Annotated in this window: 17 protein-coding genes; 5 read left to right on the top strand and 12 right to left on the bottom strand. The window is 39.1% G+C overall.

Features of this window, described 5'->3' with window-relative positions:
- Window positions 1–65 precede the first annotated feature (65 nt).
- The 5 genes from katG to J2S11_RS15255 form a co-directional block, all read right to left on the bottom strand.
- Window positions 66–2279, bottom strand: coding sequence for a catalase/peroxidase HPI (katG, locus tag J2S11_RS15275; RefSeq protein ID WP_307395977.1), 2214 nt, complete (start codon window positions 2277–2279; stop codon window positions 66–68).
- 238 nt (window positions 2280–2517) lie between these two features.
- The gene (locus J2S11_RS15270) at window positions 2518–2961 is read right to left on the bottom strand and encodes an SRPBCC family protein (protein ID WP_307395976.1); all 444 of its coding nucleotides are present in this window, start codon (window positions 2959–2961) and stop codon (window positions 2518–2520) included.
- A 70-nt stretch (window positions 2962–3031) separates the two neighbouring features.
- The gene (locus tag J2S11_RS15265) at window positions 3032–3349 is read right to left on the bottom strand and encodes an acyl-CoA dehydrogenase family protein (protein ID WP_307395992.1); all 318 of its coding nucleotides are present in this window, start codon (window positions 3347–3349) and stop codon (window positions 3032–3034) included.
- A 10-nt stretch (window positions 3350–3359) separates the two neighbouring features.
- On the bottom strand, window positions 3360–3686 hold the full coding sequence (locus tag J2S11_RS15260; RefSeq protein WP_307395975.1) for a type II toxin-antitoxin system RelE/ParE family toxin: 327 nt from the start codon (window positions 3684–3686) through the stop codon (window positions 3360–3362).
- Window positions 3670–3942 (bottom strand): type II toxin-antitoxin system Phd/YefM family antitoxin, encoded by a 273-nt coding sequence (locus J2S11_RS15255; RefSeq protein ID WP_307395974.1) that lies wholly within the window; start codon window positions 3940–3942, stop codon window positions 3670–3672. The genes J2S11_RS15260 and J2S11_RS15255 overlap by 17 nt, the downstream gene beginning before the upstream one ends.
- Before the next feature lie 380 nt (window positions 3943–4322).
- On the opposite strand from J2S11_RS15255, the gene ilvA reads away from it, so the two are divergent.
- Window positions 4323–5588: a threonine ammonia-lyase IlvA gene (gene ilvA, locus J2S11_RS15250; RefSeq protein ID WP_307395972.1), complete on the top strand. Its 1266-nt coding sequence runs from the start codon at window positions 4323–4325 to the stop codon at window positions 5586–5588.
- Between the two features lie 107 nt (window positions 5589–5695).
- Here ilvA and J2S11_RS15245 read toward each other — a convergent pair whose 3' ends face one another.
- The 3 genes from J2S11_RS15245 to J2S11_RS15235 form a co-directional block, all read right to left on the bottom strand.
- Window positions 5696–5974 carry a hypothetical protein gene (locus J2S11_RS15245; protein WP_307395971.1) on the bottom strand — a complete coding sequence of 93 codons (279 nt, stop codon included), beginning with the start codon at window positions 5972–5974 and terminating at the stop codon, window positions 5696–5698.
- A gap of 180 nt (window positions 5975–6154) precedes the next feature.
- Window positions 6155–6523, bottom strand: a complete 369-nt coding sequence (locus J2S11_RS15240; protein WP_307395969.1) for a hypothetical protein — start codon at window positions 6521–6523, stop codon at window positions 6155–6157.
- Window positions 6524–6760: 237 nt separating this feature from the next.
- Window positions 6761–7219 carry a hypothetical protein gene (locus J2S11_RS15235; RefSeq protein WP_307395967.1) on the bottom strand — a complete coding sequence of 153 codons (459 nt, stop codon included), beginning with the start codon at window positions 7217–7219 and terminating at the stop codon, window positions 6761–6763.
- A gap of 419 nt (window positions 7220–7638) precedes the next feature.
- Between J2S11_RS15235 and J2S11_RS15230 the strand changes: the two genes are divergently transcribed.
- From J2S11_RS15230 to J2S11_RS15215, 4 genes are read left to right on the top strand one after another with little or no spacing between them, the layout of a single operon-like run.
- Entirely contained in the window at window positions 7639–8943 is a 1305-nt protein-coding gene (locus J2S11_RS15230) for a phenylacetate--CoA ligase family protein (protein ID WP_307395965.1), read from the top strand.
- A gap of 14 nt (window positions 8944–8957) precedes the next feature.
- Window positions 8958–10334: an ATP-grasp domain-containing protein gene (locus J2S11_RS15225; protein ID WP_307395963.1), complete on the top strand. Its 1377-nt coding sequence runs from the start codon at window positions 8958–8960 to the stop codon at window positions 10332–10334.
- 40 nt (window positions 10335–10374) lie between these two features.
- Window positions 10375–11760 (top strand): glutathionylspermidine synthase family protein, encoded by a 1386-nt coding sequence (locus J2S11_RS15220; RefSeq protein ID WP_307395962.1) that lies wholly within the window; start codon window positions 10375–10377, stop codon window positions 11758–11760.
- A 2-nt stretch (window positions 11761–11762) separates the two neighbouring features.
- Complete coding sequence (locus J2S11_RS15215) at window positions 11763–13085, top strand: MATE family efflux transporter (RefSeq protein ID WP_307395961.1); 1323 nt, start codon at window positions 11763–11765, stop codon at window positions 13083–13085.
- Between the two features lie 124 nt (window positions 13086–13209).
- On the opposite strand, the gene J2S11_RS15210 is transcribed toward J2S11_RS15215, so the two are convergent.
- From J2S11_RS15210 to J2S11_RS15195, 4 genes are all read right to left on the bottom strand, one after another.
- Window positions 13210–13389 (bottom strand): hypothetical protein, encoded by a 180-nt coding sequence (locus J2S11_RS15210; protein WP_307395959.1) that lies wholly within the window; start codon window positions 13387–13389, stop codon window positions 13210–13212.
- Window positions 13390–13404: 15 nt separating this feature from the next.
- Complete coding sequence (locus J2S11_RS15205) at window positions 13405–14553, bottom strand: AimR family lysis-lysogeny pheromone receptor (protein WP_307395957.1); 1149 nt, start codon at window positions 14551–14553, stop codon at window positions 13405–13407.
- Between the two features lie 239 nt (window positions 14554–14792).
- The gene (locus J2S11_RS15200) at window positions 14793–15593 is read right to left on the bottom strand and encodes a CPBP family intramembrane glutamic endopeptidase (protein ID WP_307395956.1); all 801 of its coding nucleotides are present in this window, start codon (window positions 15591–15593) and stop codon (window positions 14793–14795) included.
- A gap of 164 nt (window positions 15594–15757) precedes the next feature.
- Window positions 15758–16570 (bottom strand): MerR family transcriptional regulator, encoded by an 813-nt coding sequence (locus tag J2S11_RS15195; RefSeq protein WP_307395954.1) that lies wholly within the window; start codon window positions 16568–16570, stop codon window positions 15758–15760.
- Between the last annotated feature and the right edge of the window lie 152 nt (window positions 16571–16722).

Here is a 16722-nt window from a genome sequence, read left to right as displayed (position 1 = left end):
AAGCTTCTTGTTATACTTTAATTACAAAAACATTAAATAACTTGTCTTTCATAAAGCTACTTATATTATGAAACAGTAACAGCCTTGGTTGCCTTCAAGTTAAGATCAAAACGATCTGCATCCATAACCTTAACCCAAGCCGCTACGAAGTCACGGACAAACTTCTCCTTGTTATCATCCTGAGCATAAACCTCTACAATAGCACGTAGAATGGAGTTTGAACCGAACACTAGATCAACTGATGTCGCTGTACTTACCACTTCACCTGTCTTGCTATCTCTTCCTTCAAACACATCTCCACCTACAGGCTTCCACTTCACGCCCATATCAAGTAGATTAACAAAGAAGTCGTTAGAAAGTGTACCCTCTCGATCAGTGAATACACCGTGCTTTGTTCCACCGTAATTTGCTCCTAGAACACGCAGTCCACCAACAAGAGCCGTCATTTCTGGAGTCGTAAGGTTAAGTAGCTGAGCCTTATCTACTAGAAGCTCCGCTGAGCTCACACTATATTCCTGCTTCTGATAGTTACGGAAGCCATCAGCAGACGGTTCTAGGACTTCAAAGCCTTCTATTTCCGTTTGCTCTAATGTGGCATCTCCACGCCCAGGGGTAAAAGGAACAGTTACGTCGAAGCCGCCATCCTGAGCTGCTTTTTCTACGGCAGCAGTACCACCTAGTACAATTAAATCAGCAAGACTAACTTCCTTATCATACTGCTTTTGAATATCCTCGAATACAGCTAATACCTTAGCAAGCTGCTCCGGCTGATTCACTTCCCAATCCTTCTGTGGAGTTAGACGAATACGAGCACCGTTAGCACCACCACGCATATCTGAACCACGGAACGTACTTGCGGAAGCCCACGCAGTCGTGACTAGCTCACTGACGCTTAATCCGGAGTCTAGAATTTTAGCCTTTAGCTCAGCTACATCTTTATCTGTTAAATCATAATTACCTGCTGGTATTGGATCCTGCCAGATAAGCTCCTCCTCTGGAACCTCTGGACCTAAGTATCTAGAACGTGGGCCCATATCACGATGTAATAGCTTGAACCACGCTCTAGCAAATACATCAGCAAACTCCTCCGGGTTCTCATAGAAACGGCGAGAAATTTTCTCGTACTCTGGATCATAACGCAAAGCCATATCTGCCGTAGTCATCATTGTCGGAACCCGAACGGATGCATCCTCAGCATCTGGGGCAAGATCGTCCTCATCAGGATTTACAGCCGCCCACTGATACGCACCTGCAGGACTCTTTGTTAGCCACCACTGATATTTAAACAATAATTCGAAGTAACCATTATCCCATTGTGTAGGGTTAGCCGTCCAAGCTCCTTCAATACCACTTGTGATCGTGTCACGTCCTTTACCGCTACCATGAGCACTGATCCAACCAAGACCCTGTGCTTCAACAGGGGCAGCCTCTGGATCTGGACCAACTAGAGCAGCATCCCCTGCACCATGTGCTTTACCAAACGTATGTCCACCAGCCACTAGAGCTACTGTCTCCTCATCGTTCATTCCCATACGGGCAAACGTGTCACGAATGTCACGAGCACTCGCAACCGGATCTGGATTACCGTTAGGTCCTTCTGGATTGACATAGATAAGACCCATCTGAACGGCAGCAAGTGGGTTATCAAGCACACGATCACCAGTGTAACGGTTATCTCCTAGCCATTCCTTCTCTTTACCCCAATAGATATCTTCTTCTGGATGCCAAACATCTGCTCGTCCGCCTCCAAAGCCAAACGTCTTAGCTCCCATTGATTCAATAGCAACATTACCCGCTAAAAGTATCAGGTCAGCCCAGGATATCTTGTTTCCATATTTCTGCTTAATCGGCCACAATAGGCGACGAGCTTTATCAAGGTTCCCGTTATCTGGCCAGCTATTAAGTGGCGCAAAGCGCTGTGTACCAAATCCACCACCGCCACGTCCGTCACCTGTACGATACGTACCAGCCGAGTGCCAAGCCATACGAATGAAGAATGGACCATAATGACCATAATCAGCTGGCCACCAATCCTGACTGTCTGTCATCAGATCAAAAAGATCCTGCTTAAGAGCAAAGTAGTCTAGTTTTTTAAATTCCTCTGCATAATCAAAGTCCTCACCCAGAGGATTAGATTTTTTGTCATGCTGACGTAAAATGTTCAGGTTTAACTGGTTCGGCCACCAGTCTCGATTTGTCGTACCACTTGACTGTGTACTAGTAGCACTACCATGACCAAACGGGCACTTCCCCACACTTGCATTGTCTTTCGGATCCATACGATATTCCCCTCTCTAATATAGAAGTATCGAATAATTATGCTTATAGTCATAATAAAAAACACATAACTACAAAACAATAATTATTATTATGTAATTATTATAATAAAATGTTCTTTAAAAAGAAAGAAAAAAGCATCGCGTCACCATAATTACAAAAATGAAAGGGAAAAACCGCTCCATTGAACATTTGAGCCGCTACACTAGGAGTTTATTATTTTTAGTCACTCACAATCATCTAAGCTTCAGCAACCTCTTTTACACGTTCAGTAAATTGTACGACAACTTTATCAGAAGCAAACAACAGAAATAAGCTTACGAACCACTTTAGAGGGCGATTGGTGACCGAGTATTTAAACAAGGTCTTAGTCTCACTAATTTTCCTTAATTGATACAAAGCTGTTATTTCAAACATATTAGCAAGCGTAAAGCCTACTTTTAATTTTTTCTGATCAGGTGTATTTAAATATTCTAATGTTTCTACATCATACTCTTCTATACGGTTGCCCTCTTTATATTTTTGGCGATATATACTGCCAACCACTTCGTCCGTTATTTTTATAGGTTTATTGTCAACGACTTGAGGCATGATTTTTTGCATCGTTTCAAGCGAACCATCAAAAAGCAGCCAAATTTGTTCAATTGGAGCGTCTATTTCTATCTCCTTAGTCCATTGCTTCATTTTTCAAGCACCTCTATTCAATCTTTTATCCGAAACTAAATTCCTCTAGGCTTGTTGCTATGGCACATTTCTATTCTCTGCTAATCACCGACTTAGCCAATAACTGAATGGTCATGTCATTCATCGATGAATTATGCAGTCCTGCACGGACAACGCGGTAATAGGGCTGCAAAGGATTGCTGAGTGACAAGCTATGCGCGCCGACGATCCGCATCGCCAGGTCTACCACTTTGATGGCGGCGTTAGTAATAGCCATTTTGACCGCACCCAGCTCTGGCTTCATCTCATTTCTAGCCTCTTCATCCGACTCATCCCAACGCCTTGCGAGCGTATATAGAAACTCCCGCGAAGCATCGGAGACAGTGTCGTGAACGCTTGTGGTGGTTATAAAGTTGTTTTTATTCTATTGGAGTAAATAGTTCACGAAGGTAGCCTCTCCGTCCATGTAAAATACGATAAATAACTACCGTATCTTTAACGACACGATAAAAAACCACATACGGATGCACAACAATGAAACGGTATCCTCGGTTAATAAGTGAATATTCGTCCTCAGATAATACAGATCCCTTATTTGGGAATTCTGCTAGACCTGAAATTTGTCGATCTAATTTTTGTAGCAGGCTTTCTGCTGCAGAAGCATTATCTTGTGATATATATGAAAATATTTCATCCATATCATCAACAGCAGCGGGAGAATACTTGACCCTAAGATTTTGAGGCATCCATTTTCCTCCGTATCCTTGCCATTACTTGCTCATGCTCAAGCAATTCTTCACCTTCTGCAATCTGTTTCTCAGCAAGTAATAGCTTTGATTGTAGCTTGATACGAGCCTCCATTCTTCGATATGCCTCATGACTCATCACAACTAAATCCGCTTCACCATTTCGCGTTAGGATAACCGGCTCATCAAGTTCGTGGCAATATTTCGAAAACCCATTATAATCCTGCCGAATTGTAGTGGAGGGCTTAATATTCATGCCTATTCAATCCCCTTCCTTTTAGATACCTATATTCTAACTATATTATATCATTATTCTTATTTTTGATACCCTGTTGGGCTAGTACAAATAACATGAACCTCAGAAGATTAATTCTACTAGAACCACGTACGTCTATGACAATTTCAAGTCAGCCATGAAATGTCATTGATCTTTTATAGCGAATTATGTTAATATTCTAAGCAATATTTCTATTTGCTGAGTTCACGTGTGGTTAAGTGGCCACACTTTTATTTTTTTATACTATCAGGGGAGAATTTATAAATTTAGAGGTAGATAGTATAAGAAAAACTAAGGCTTTCTCCATGACTTGGCGATAAGCCAAGTTTTTCTAATATAGCTGTGAAGGAAGGGATCGTATGACCATGGTTGAAACAAAGCATCAGGTTGGAATTCAAGATATTATGCACGCACATCACGCCCTAAAGGACGTGACTATCCATACTCCACTACAAAAAGACCCCATTTTATCCGCCAAATACAACTGCAACGTCTACCTAAAAAGAGAAGACCTCCAAGTTGTCCGTTCATTTAAAATACGTGGACCGTACTACATGATCAAAAGCCTACCGGAAAAAACCCTAGAAGCAGGAATTGTCTGTGCCAGCGCGGGGAATCATGCCCAAGGTGTGGCTTACTCCTGTCAGAGACTGAATATTAAAGGAAAGATTTATATGCCAAGCACTACGCCGAGGCAAAAGGTTCAGCAGGTCAATATGTTCGGTGGCTCCTCGGTGGAGGTTGTTCTAATTGGAGATACATTCGATGACGCTTATGACGAAGCGATAAAAGCCTCAACAGAGCTAGGCATGACATTCATTCATCCGTTCGATGATCCATACATTATCGCAGGGAACGGGACAGTAGGCTTAGAAATTATGGAGGACATGGATAGCCCATTAGATTACGTGTTTGCCTCTGTAGGAGGAGGCGGGCTTGCCGCAGGTGTAGGGATGTATATTAAGTCGATCAGCCCTACTGCCAAAGTAATTGGTGTCGAGCCAAGTGGAGCAGCTTCTATGCAGGCTTCTTTAGATAAGGGTGAGGTCATTCCTCTAGAGCATATCGATAAATTTGTTGATGGAGCAGCCGTTAAGAAGGTTGGAGATATCTCGTTTGAGGTTTGCCAAGAAGTACTTGATGACATCGTGCTCGTTTCTGAAGGAAAAGTATGTACCAGTATCCTTGATATGTATAATCGGAGTGCCATTGTGGTTGAGCCTGCTGGAGCTCTGCCGATCGCTGCCTTGGAAGAGTATAAGGATAAGATCGTCGGTAAAAATGTAGTGTGCGTCATAAGCGGTGGCAACAACGATATTGACCGTATGCCCGAAATTAAGGAACGATCCCTGATATCAGAAGGCTTAAAGCACTACTTTACAATAAAATTCCCACAGCGTGCTGGAGCTCTACGTCAGTTTTTGGATGATGTCCTTGGCCCTAATGATGATATTACACGCTTCGAGTATACAAAAAAGAACGACAAGCTAAGCGGACCCGCCCTCGTCGGCATTGAGCTGAAATCTACGGAGGATTACGCTCCGTTAATTGAGCGGATGAAGAAAAATCGTGTTCAGTACATTGAGCTGAATAACGATCCGGTGTTGTTTAATTTGCTTGTTTAGGAAGGAATAGACCAAGGATCATTTTGGGTCACATTAAAAGGAATCTTCTCTTCTATCATAATCGCTATAAGAAAAATAGGGCTCCCAAGCTTATGGAGAGCCCTGTTCTATTGTGATCGAAGCTTGCTTCTGACTTTAATGGAATAGAAAATTAAGATCACACTTAGTACAGCAAAATAAACATACGGGGGATTATTAAGTACAGTGATACTAAGAATGAATAGTGGCACGGCAACCATAAGGGCCGATAGTAATGCGCTGATTTCAGCGGCAAACTTTCTTTTTAACAGAGTATAGAGAATTAGAAACGGAACGGGTCCCAAAATCACTACTGCCAACATATAGCCAAGAGGATTTTCCGACATCCAAGAGATTATTTGATCCAACTTACACACCTTCTTACCTAATTCTCATTTAAAACGGCTCTTTATTTGAAATTGTGTTTCAATAAAAGATTATATTACATAAAGCACGTTCTTCATATACCGTTAGCGTATCTATAAAACCATTTCTGAAAATTTTAATCATTTTCTATGCCTGTAGAAGGCTTATCACTAATTCTCTCGTTATCCTTCTTTCTTAAATGAGCGAATGTATAAGTTAAACCTAGTATGACTACACGGATACAAAAAAATGGTATGGTTATCCTCAATAATATTCAGCCCAATTATTCCCATGGCATGAGCTAAAAATGCGCCAAAGCTAGTGATGTCAGAGCCAAGCTTTATACTTACAAGGAAATATATGATCAAAGATACTGGTATAACAATTAAAAACAAATAGGGTGGGTTATCTATGGTGACGATCATAAATAGACTTAGTGGAATATAGACACTTATTCCTGCAATGAAGAAACCTGTTTTTGGATTATATCTTCTTTTTAGTAGGGCGTACAAAATGACTACAGGTAAAGCCCCAAATACTAGGACTGTCATAACATAATTTAGCTAACTCTGTCCGATCCACGTAAAAATCTGATCCATTCTATCTCTCCTTAAAACTATTCTTCTAGATATGAATACCCTAAATGTTACTCAGCCTATCATTTTAGAGGAGATAAAATAGGGATAAATTCCAATTTGTTACCACTGATATTAACGATTAGTCTTTCATTCAGTCTCCAAAATTGGTAAGAAGACCTGATAGAGAGTACCCTGACAGGTCTTCTATTTCTACTCGTCAAAGTATTGATCAAGAAAACTAAAGTCAAAGTCATTCTCCGTTATATAATCTCTTATACTTCCAGACGAATTATCAACGATAACGAAGCCATTACTGAAAATTTGAAGAATATACAGCAGCTTATAATCCCCACTGATGTCAAACATATACTCACTTGTTCCCAACTCACGAGTAGAATTAGTTCTTTTAAACTCCCCTTCTGTCAGTCGATCCAGTACTCTTTTTATTTCTTGCTCGCTTTCTATTCTTACGATGTTATCCTCGGAATACCCCGCATCAGGAAACTTTCTAAAGCTGATGTAACGAATATCTCCTTCCGTTACATTCTCAATCACTAGCTCTTGAAATGTAACTGTTTTATTATTGTAGTTAATAACAATCCCAGATAGCACGGCAAGAACAAGGAAAATCGCCAAAGTAATCAAACCATACTTTGTTCTCAACTTCAAACAATCATCTCCCACCTCTGTAAAGAATGATATACCCTAACCTCATTCATTTTCTATACTTGTTGGAGATTTAACACTATTCTTCTCTTCACCCTTTTTTCTAATTCTAGTAGAAAGATAAATGATACATTAGCAGTAAATTCCAAATCATTTCCAATGGTATCAAAGTTCAACGTTTCGTTCAACCTGCTTTTGGAAAAAAGAACGACATACCCCACATAGAAGGAATGCCGTACTTTTAAAAAATTGTCTTTAGCTATTGAACACGCTTCTGTAAATTAAGTTGGAGTTAGATGGTTATTATTTCTAAAAAAAGAATAAATAGCATTATGTTTCGACAATGTTTTCAATAAACCTATGCTATCTTTTTCTACAGAGCCAACAAAACTATTTTTAAACAGCACAAAGGAGGAATATGAATGCTTAAACCCCTTGGGGAAACCAATGATATTATTCATCTGGACAAGCTAAAGACCGTTGACTCTCTCATTCAATTTTCTCGTCAAAATTCTAGCTTTTATTCTGGCAAGTTCGGTGGATGTCCATATGTGTTTTCTACGTATGATGATTTTAGAAGCGTTCCTTTTACTACTTCCCAGGATCTCATTAACAAAATCCCCCCTTACGATATGCTCACAGATTCAACCGAGGAAGCCTATGTATTCACTAGTGGTGGAACATCAGGTCAGCCTAAGCTGATTTTTATTACAGCAGACGAGCTAAAAAAGAATATTGCTTACCATGGGTACGGATACAGAAGGGCTGGGATTACCTCACAGGATATTGTAGGGACATTTGGCATTCCCGGATACCTTACATCTGAATTCACTGTATATCTAGGACTTGAACACACTAAATGTATGATTGTACCACTTGGTATATATTCAGATCCGGAGAAGCTTCTATATTACATACGTCTGTTTAACGTTACTACCTTACTGGTTATGCCCTCAGATATCATCCCCTTTATTCAATACCTTGAGCAGACAGGGGAAACGCTTAACATCGCGAAGATGATCTATGGTGGCGAGAAAATGTATCCATCTACACAGCAATACATACAGAGAGTGCTACATGTACAACACTTTGGTGCCGTCTACCAAAGTATGGACGTAGGGACAATTGGATACCAATGTGAATGCTCTGAGGCTGGGGAATACCATATACACGAAGATTTATTGTTTGCTGAATTTCTAGATGACGATGGGAGCTTAATCGGAGTAGGAGAGCAGGGTGAATTGGTAGTAACAAATTTGAATCGGAGGCTAATGCCTGTTATTCGGTATAAGACGAATGATAGGGTTCAGCTTCTGGGAAGAGGCTGTCAATGTGGGGATCGTAACGTGAAAATTAGCTTACTAGGACGAAAAGGGGAGTACTTTAAAATTGGTGGTGAGCAATTTACATTGAAAGCTATACAAAATTTAATAGAAAGATTAGAAGGAAGTACAGGTGTTTTTCAAATTGAGATTACCAAAAGGGATCGTAGAGATCACATCCTATTGAAAATTGAAGAGGCTGGATTATGGAAAGCTTCTAAATTAGAAAAAGAAAGCTATAAGCAAACGATACTACATGAACTTGCAAAAGAGATCCCCAAACTTATGGATATGCAGCTAAAAGGTGTCATCCATCCTACAGATATCATGTTCACATCAAGGAAAGGTTTAGTTGTTTCAGAGAGTTCTGGCAAGGTTATTCAGGTTTGTGACTTTAGAGAATAAAGGAGAGCTGTTATATGATTCTTAATAGCGAGTTTACACATAGATTTTCGGAGGTCATAAGGAAGGACACTAGCCGATTTCTACATGCGACCGATCAGGTTAGCAGCATGATTCAAGAGGAAGGATTCATTTTCAAAAATAAAAGCTTACCCTTCTCTTTACAGCCTCTTGTTATATCCGCGGAGGAAAGCAACTATTTTAAGGAAGTAACAGAGATTATCCTAGGGAGTCTGGAAAAATTATTGGAGGCCTATGTGACTGATCCTCATATAAGGGAGTTCTTCTCCTATTATAAAGAATATGAACACTTGATTATGCTCAACCCAGGATATCAAAAGAAAATCAGGATATCTAGATTCGATACAATTTGGTACGGAGGCGATCAATTTAAAATTCTGGAGCCTAATACCTGCTGTCCTGGGGGAGTAGTTGTTCTAGGGAAATTAAAAGAACGATATTTTCAGATCCCCTTCATCAAAGAGTTTCTAAAGGAATATAAGACCAATGAATTTCTATGTGATGCCCCAAGCGGATTTTTGATGGAATTAGTCAATGCTTACAGAGAAATGGGCGGACCAAAGCACAAACCTTCGATTGCTTTTGCGAATTACAACGGACAGTTTAGTTATGAGCTAAGCCATATGAAGAAATATGCACAGGATATGGGGCTAGAAGCAGTGATCTGTGACCTTAGAGAGCTTAAAATTTCCGAATCTTCCTTATTCTATGAAGACTTATGCATTGATATCATATACAATAAAGTTGATCAATTGGAACTGGGTAAAACTGATATGCAGGATGTGCTAACAGCCATTGAAAAGGGATATGTTTGCTCCGTAAATTCATTCGCCTCGATGTTTATAGGAGAAAGTAAGCTAACCCTGGCTCTGCTGACGGATAAAAGCTTTCAAGAAAAATATTTAACCCATGATGAAGTTGAGGCGATTCGTAAGCATGTGCCTTGGACTAGAAAATTAGAAAACCGTACATCAGAGTATGAGGGTGCGACAATAGATCTCTTATCATTTACTAGAAGTAACAAAGACAGCCTTGTATTAAAAATAGATAACGAGACTCGTGGAAGCAACGTGTTTATTGGAAACATGGTACAGCAAGCAGAATGGGATAGCTTAATTGAAAAGAATAAAGATACCAACTGGGTTGTCCAGGAGTATTACCCCATTAAAGAAATATGTGTACCTATAGCTATGGATGGAGACGTAAGCTTTGTTAACAAGAAGTTTGGCATTGATATGTTTATGTTTGGTGGCAAATATGCTGGGGTAGTTTCTAGAATTTCCGAAAATTCTATCATCAATGTAGGACAAGGAGGATTTGAACAACCCGTTATTGAAGTGGTTGGTGTTACAGAAGCCATGAGAAATAGCTAGACTAGTGTTGATCTACCAATATTTTTTGGAGGAATCGAATATGGCAAATATTGTAGGAAATAACATGAGTGATCTAATTACCACATTCAATAAATACGTAAAAGAGAATGAAGCTCTTGCGATTGAGGCGTTCCAAGAGCTGCGGAGAAAAACGGAGGAGGAGGACTTATTAAACATCAACAACAAAATACCTATTTTTCCCCGACCAGGATTAATCCAAACAGATCACCTAAACAAACTTGCTCAGGATACAGAAACAATATTGAACATCATAACGACCATCCCTGAACGAATATTTAATCATAACATTAAGGAAATGTGCTCTCATGTAGGGCTTTCAGATCAGCATTATGAGCTGGTTAAACAAACGTATGGAGCTAATGATGGCTTGATGTCACGATGCGACTTGTTTTTTGAAGCAGATCATTCCTATAAATTCTTAGAGTTTAATGTGGATAGCAGTGTTGGAGGACTTGAAATTGCCGCTGTGAATAGAGTTATGGAAGGCATTGAGCTCTATAAAAGCTGGAATCTAAATAATGATTGGAAGTATGATGATCCGTTAAAGAATCTGATCTCTTTAATTCATCATAGAGTGAGTGAAAAGAACATGGAGAATAAGCTTGTTACTGTTGCTGTTATAGACTGGCATACCTATATAGACGGATATATATGGAGCCTGAATTTAATAAAAGAGTACTTAATCGAAGCGGGCTACAATGTCATTGTCTGTAGCCAGAAGGATGTAGAATTGAAAGATGGGTACCTGTGCTATCAGGATCAAATCATTGACGTCGTATACCGCGTATTTTTGAGTGACGACGCCTTGGAAAACCCTAGGGAAATCCAGCCTATTTTAGACGCCTATAAGGAAAATAACCTGATTCTTCTATCTGGGATTCATACAGAGCTGTATAGCAATAAAACCATTTTTGCTTTGCTCTCCGATCCAAAGTATAAGGACTATTACTCCGAAAAAGAACAAGAAGTCATCCATAGGTGTATTCCATGGACCCGTGTACTTGAAGATACAGCAACAACATATGAGGGGCGGGAAGTAAATTTAATCAACTTTATTGTTGAAAACCAGAGTGACCTTGTGCTCAAGCCCGCACTTGGGTATGGAGGACAGAGTGTGACATTAGGATGGAATTCCTCAAAGGAGGAATGGCAGAAGAAAGTGTTCAGTACCCTTCAGTCTAAAGAGCGATTTATCGTTCAAAAAAGGGTCGTTCCTGTAGAAGAGGAGATGCCTAAGCTGGATGAGAATGGGATTAGTTTTGAAAATGTTATGTTAAACTGGGGCATTTATGTCTTTGATGGTCGTTTCTCAGGAAGTATGCTACGCGGTCTTACAACGACCGACCATGGAATTATAAATGCTGCACAGGGTGCATCCATGACCTGTGTCTTTTATCGAGATTAGGCATGAAAGAAAACATGAAAATCATTAATCTAACGATACCTACCATCATTGCCATGTCTTCTACCACCATCATGGGAATCGTCAATTTGATCATTGTTGGTTCCCTAGGGTATGAGCATATCGGCGCTGTGGGCATTACGAACGTAATCATTCTTAATCTATTTGCTCTTTTTGGCGCTATTGGATACGCGATCAATTATTTGGTTGCACAGCATTACGGAGCAAAGAATTACGAGAAGTGTGTCAATTACACGTATACAGGTATCTATCTAACACTAATCCTTTCCATTCCAATATTAATTTGCTCTTTTTTTGCACCTACTTATATTTATAAGATAATTGGGGCATCCGAAACAATTGTAGCGATTGGAACAGGCTATCTTAGTCTGAGACTCATTTCCTTTTGCTTCACGATGTTCCGTACGGTTTTCTTAGGCTTTATCAGAGCCATTGGAGACACGAAATCCCCTATGTATAGTGGGATTATAGGGAATGTATTAAATATTGTCCTTTCTTATGTCTTGGTATTTGGTATGTTCGGCTTCCCCGAACTGGGTATTTTGGGAGCTGGTTGGGCATTTTTGATTGCTGAGATTGTTCAAACGATCTATGTGGTCATCTATTTTTATCTGGTTAAAGAGCTACCAACTAGGCAGATCCCTCCTTTTAGAAAGGGAGAGTTTAAAATCGTTAGCTCAGAGTCAGCGAAGATTGGCCTAGAGGATCTGGGGATGAGTGCCGCTATGATTCTCTTCACAGCCTTTGCTGCTAGACTTGGAGATATTGAATTGGCAGCTACAGAAATAGCCCTGAACGTTCTATCACTTGCTTATTTACCTGGGATTGGCTTTGGAACAACGGCCACCATCTTAATCGGACAAAAGATCGGTGAGAAAAACAACATTGCCGCTCGTTTAACTGGGGTAAAAATTTTAAAGGTCGGAGCTATGTTCCTCATTCCTTTAAGCATCGTCTACTTCTTTGCGGCTGAGCAAATAGCTAGATTGTTCACTGATGATACCCTAGTTATTGAATATACCGTAATCGTCTTAATGCTAGCTTCGTTCTTTCTAATTATTGATGGATTACAGTTAGTCGTGGCGGGAGCACTGCGAGGGGTAGGAGAAAATACATACCTTATGAAAACGTCCTTACTGCTGGGCTGGGTTTTCTTTGTTCCGTTAACCTACCTTTTAACCTTTGTGGCATCCATGGGACTACTCGGAATGTGGATAGGCTTTTACGTCTATATCGTCGCTCTATTCGTTGCATTTATTATAAAGTACAGAAAGATAGAGTGGGGTAAGATTGAAATTAGAGGTTAGGTCCTTGTTTGAGCATCCTGTTATAAGAAAAATAAGAATTAGTAAAGGCTACTCATTTATGGTGAGTAGCCTTTAAGTTATTTAGGCCTATATCTATATGCCTTCTTATTTGTTCAATTTGGGACTATTCCACAATGTATCCTGGATTTTTTGAGGCAGAAAGTACAGGCTTCCCTATAATACTCTTAGATTCCACAATATATCCTGATCCTGGATTTGCTGAAGCAGTATATATCCCTGCAAATGAAAATACAAGGGTTACCATCAAAGAAGCACTAATTAGTACTTTTCCTATTCTTTTCAAATGAATACACTCCTTTCACATTGCGAAGATCTCTAGCACTAGCTGATCCTCTTTTAATTTTTTGAGTTCTTCCAAGGGAAGTTGAAGGTGAAATTGATCTCCAATTTTTTTAAACCATCGTACAGACTGACGGAAAGATGTTAAATCATTTTCAATTAATCCAAAGTGATAATAATAAAAGGCTTTATCATAATCTGCTAAAGCAGACACATCAATTCCTGAAATGAGAATTCTAGCCTCCGTCAAATCTCCTTTTTGGATCAAATAATAAAGGTAGTCTGATTTTGTTTGATAATCCTTATTTTCGTATGTAAATGCTCTGTCAATCTTCCAGTACGAATTGAGGAAAGAAACATCTCGGTTGACAGCCTCAATATACGAAGCTTTTTGATATCGCGTAAATAAAGTAAATGCTCTTTGGAAATAATCACTAGCTTTTTCATAGTCAGTAAAGAGATAGGAATAACCTAATTGATAATAGGCTGACCCCTTCTTTTTCTCATAATAATTCTGTTCTACTACCCATGTACTATACTCTCTTGCCTTTATAATATCATTTTTTAATAGTGAAACATAGTTCATTAATAATCCAATTCTCACCTTAAAACTATCTCTAATAAATGAACTCTTTACTTTCTCAACATCTTCCTCGATTAACGGGATATACGATGAGAGCGAGTGGAAATCTTGGAGATCAACATATATGTACCCTTTAAGGATAACTCTAAGGAGATCCATTTCAAGCTCTTTTGGTTTAAAAACCTCAACTTTTTTAAGCATCTCTACAGGGGTGAACGCTTTTGACTTCCTAATTTTTAAGAGCTCATACATCCCTGCCCACTCTTTATCAAGTGGGTTTACAGCTGTGGCTAAGGATTGGATTAAGTAATCAAGCTGCTCATCTAAATCATTCATCCAACAGTATTCTAAAGCAAACCGAGCATTCCTCGATTTTTGAGTTAAAACATACTCTGCCATAATACTCAGTTCTCCGTCTGGAAATAAATGCTTCACAATGGCTAATACGGACTCAAAATTAATTTCATCAAACCCATGCAAATATCTTGAGATGGTTGACTCACTAACTCCCGCTATACGGGACAGCTTGCGTTGATCAAGATTGTCTCGACTCTCAAGAGTTTTTAAGATACGCTCCTGGAGCACATCCTTTCCCCCTTTTACTGAATATTACTAGATGGGCTTTAGCAAAAGTAGTCGTTTAAATATTCAGTCCTATTTTTAATTTGATTATATACTTTTGCATGCTTGAGTCAAGATAATTTTGCGCAATTAGGGAGTTTTTGGTTGTGAAAAATGCAGTAACAACTAGGCATGGTGTAGGTAGGGTTATGCTAATTCTAGAATGACTTGATCTATACCAATATATGTGAGGTTAATAATGTTTATGTCTCTCCGATTAATTGACAGTATCCCCCCCGCCTATTTCCATTGATTACAATCAGGACAACTGCAACTGCTAAATATAGAAACGCGGTAACGGTTAGAATAGGAAGAAGGTCTCTCACCTGAATAGCGAGAAAAAAATTAAAAAGCTGATGAATCAAAATAGGAATCACGAGATTATGATTCAAGTTGTAAAAGACTGTGATTATGATAGAAACAGCAATAATAGAAACAATAAAGCAAATGATATATTGCACAAGCTGCAGTCCTGAGTACTCTGAAGCTATAAACCATAACGGCGCATGCCAGAAGCCCCAACCTACCCCAACAATTATGGATGATTTTAATGGGCTAAATCTCTTTTGCAATTCATCTAATACAAATCCTCTCCACCCTAATTCTTCTCCAAGCGGCCCTAAGATGATATGACTACCAAATAGGATAAGGAGTGTAACCCATGATGCCGTAACCTGTTCAGATATTGACACGTTCCATATAAATTTAATAATGAGTAGACTTCCTCCTAAAAGAAACAGCTGCAGAAAAATGATGCACAGCACCGTAGTGATTTTGACCTTTTTTCGAAATTTCTCTTTGATGAATTCTATTAGGTTTCCCTGCGGATAGATCTTACGGAACATGACAACGAAAACAATGGTAGCTGTCCACGCCGATAGCCCTTGCAATAGTCCTGCTACTGGTTCAGATTTAAAAACAAACATAACTAAGCCTATCAGAAGTATAAAAGCAAAGAATAGTAAGTAGGTCCATAGAATATATTTCTTTATTAGTCCAATCAACTTAATCTCCACCTATCATCGTTATTAAAAGGAAAATGATCAAAACAAAAAACCAAAAGAACAACACATACATGTGTTCCATTGGTTCAAAATATAAACTATGGTGTTACCCCCATGTCAATACACTACATTTAAAGAGATTCACTTAGCAATTACTTAGGGATTCACTTTTCTTCAACAGGGATGTAAATTTCTAAGAATACTCGCTCCTTGTTTTCGAGATATGTGATGAGGCGTGTTGTAGCGAAAGCAACCCCCATTGGTTTCAGTCCTTGATTTTCTCCCCAGGCTAACGTAGACTGGAAAACCTTTTGTTTCACATCCTCATTTCCATTCTGAAAGCGACCGTCTTCAACTATTGTATAGATACATCTGGAATACTCTAAATATGATCTGGTCTTCTCTCTTAGATTTGCTTCAGTCTTTTCAACAATATACATACTGGAGTCTAGAAACCCGTTTTCGTCGAACGTAAAGCTTCGTATGATTTTACTTAGGATATCATCCTTCATCGCATCCATATTTTCTAATATGGCTGGATACTCCCCAAAGGCGTTAAAATCAGAGATCTCTCCGACTACCTCATACGTCGGAAGCTTCCTTATGGAATATTGATTTAAATGGCTTTGAACATCATTACAGAATTCTTTTGTTTCATTAATTTTTTGAAGCATGTACTCTTTGATTCGTATCGTTTCTTCTAGTTCTTTTGCTTTTTCCTCTAGCAAGCTCCCAAGCGCTTCTATTTCGCTCCCTGCTTGTAGCTTTCTTACTTCCTTTATGGATAGATTTCTCTTTTTATAAAAATCCGTTACCAATAACGCATAGATATCGTAAAAGTCGTACTGTCTATACTGATTCGTTTCTTTCTGCTTTGGTTTAACAACCCCCTGTTCTTCATAATATCTCAGTGCGTCTCTTGATATCCCGAGTATTTCAGATAATTGACTTGTCCTATATGTATGACCTTCACCCATTTCAAACCCACCTCCTTATCTTTCAATATATAAATGATAAAGACACGATTATGTTACTCCAATTGTAATTGTAGATGAAGGATGTAAAGTTGGACAACAAGGAACGAAAAAAATAAGCGGAGAATTCATTTTGCTTCTTCCTGCTTGTTTCT

Source organism: Bacillus horti (assembly GCF_030813115.1).
GTDB lineage: Bacteria > Bacillota > Bacilli > Caldalkalibacillales > JCM-10596 > Bacillus_CH > Bacillus_CH horti.
The sequence above is the reverse complement of the archived record's forward strand: the minus strand, read 5'-3'. Positions and strand labels throughout refer to the sequence as shown.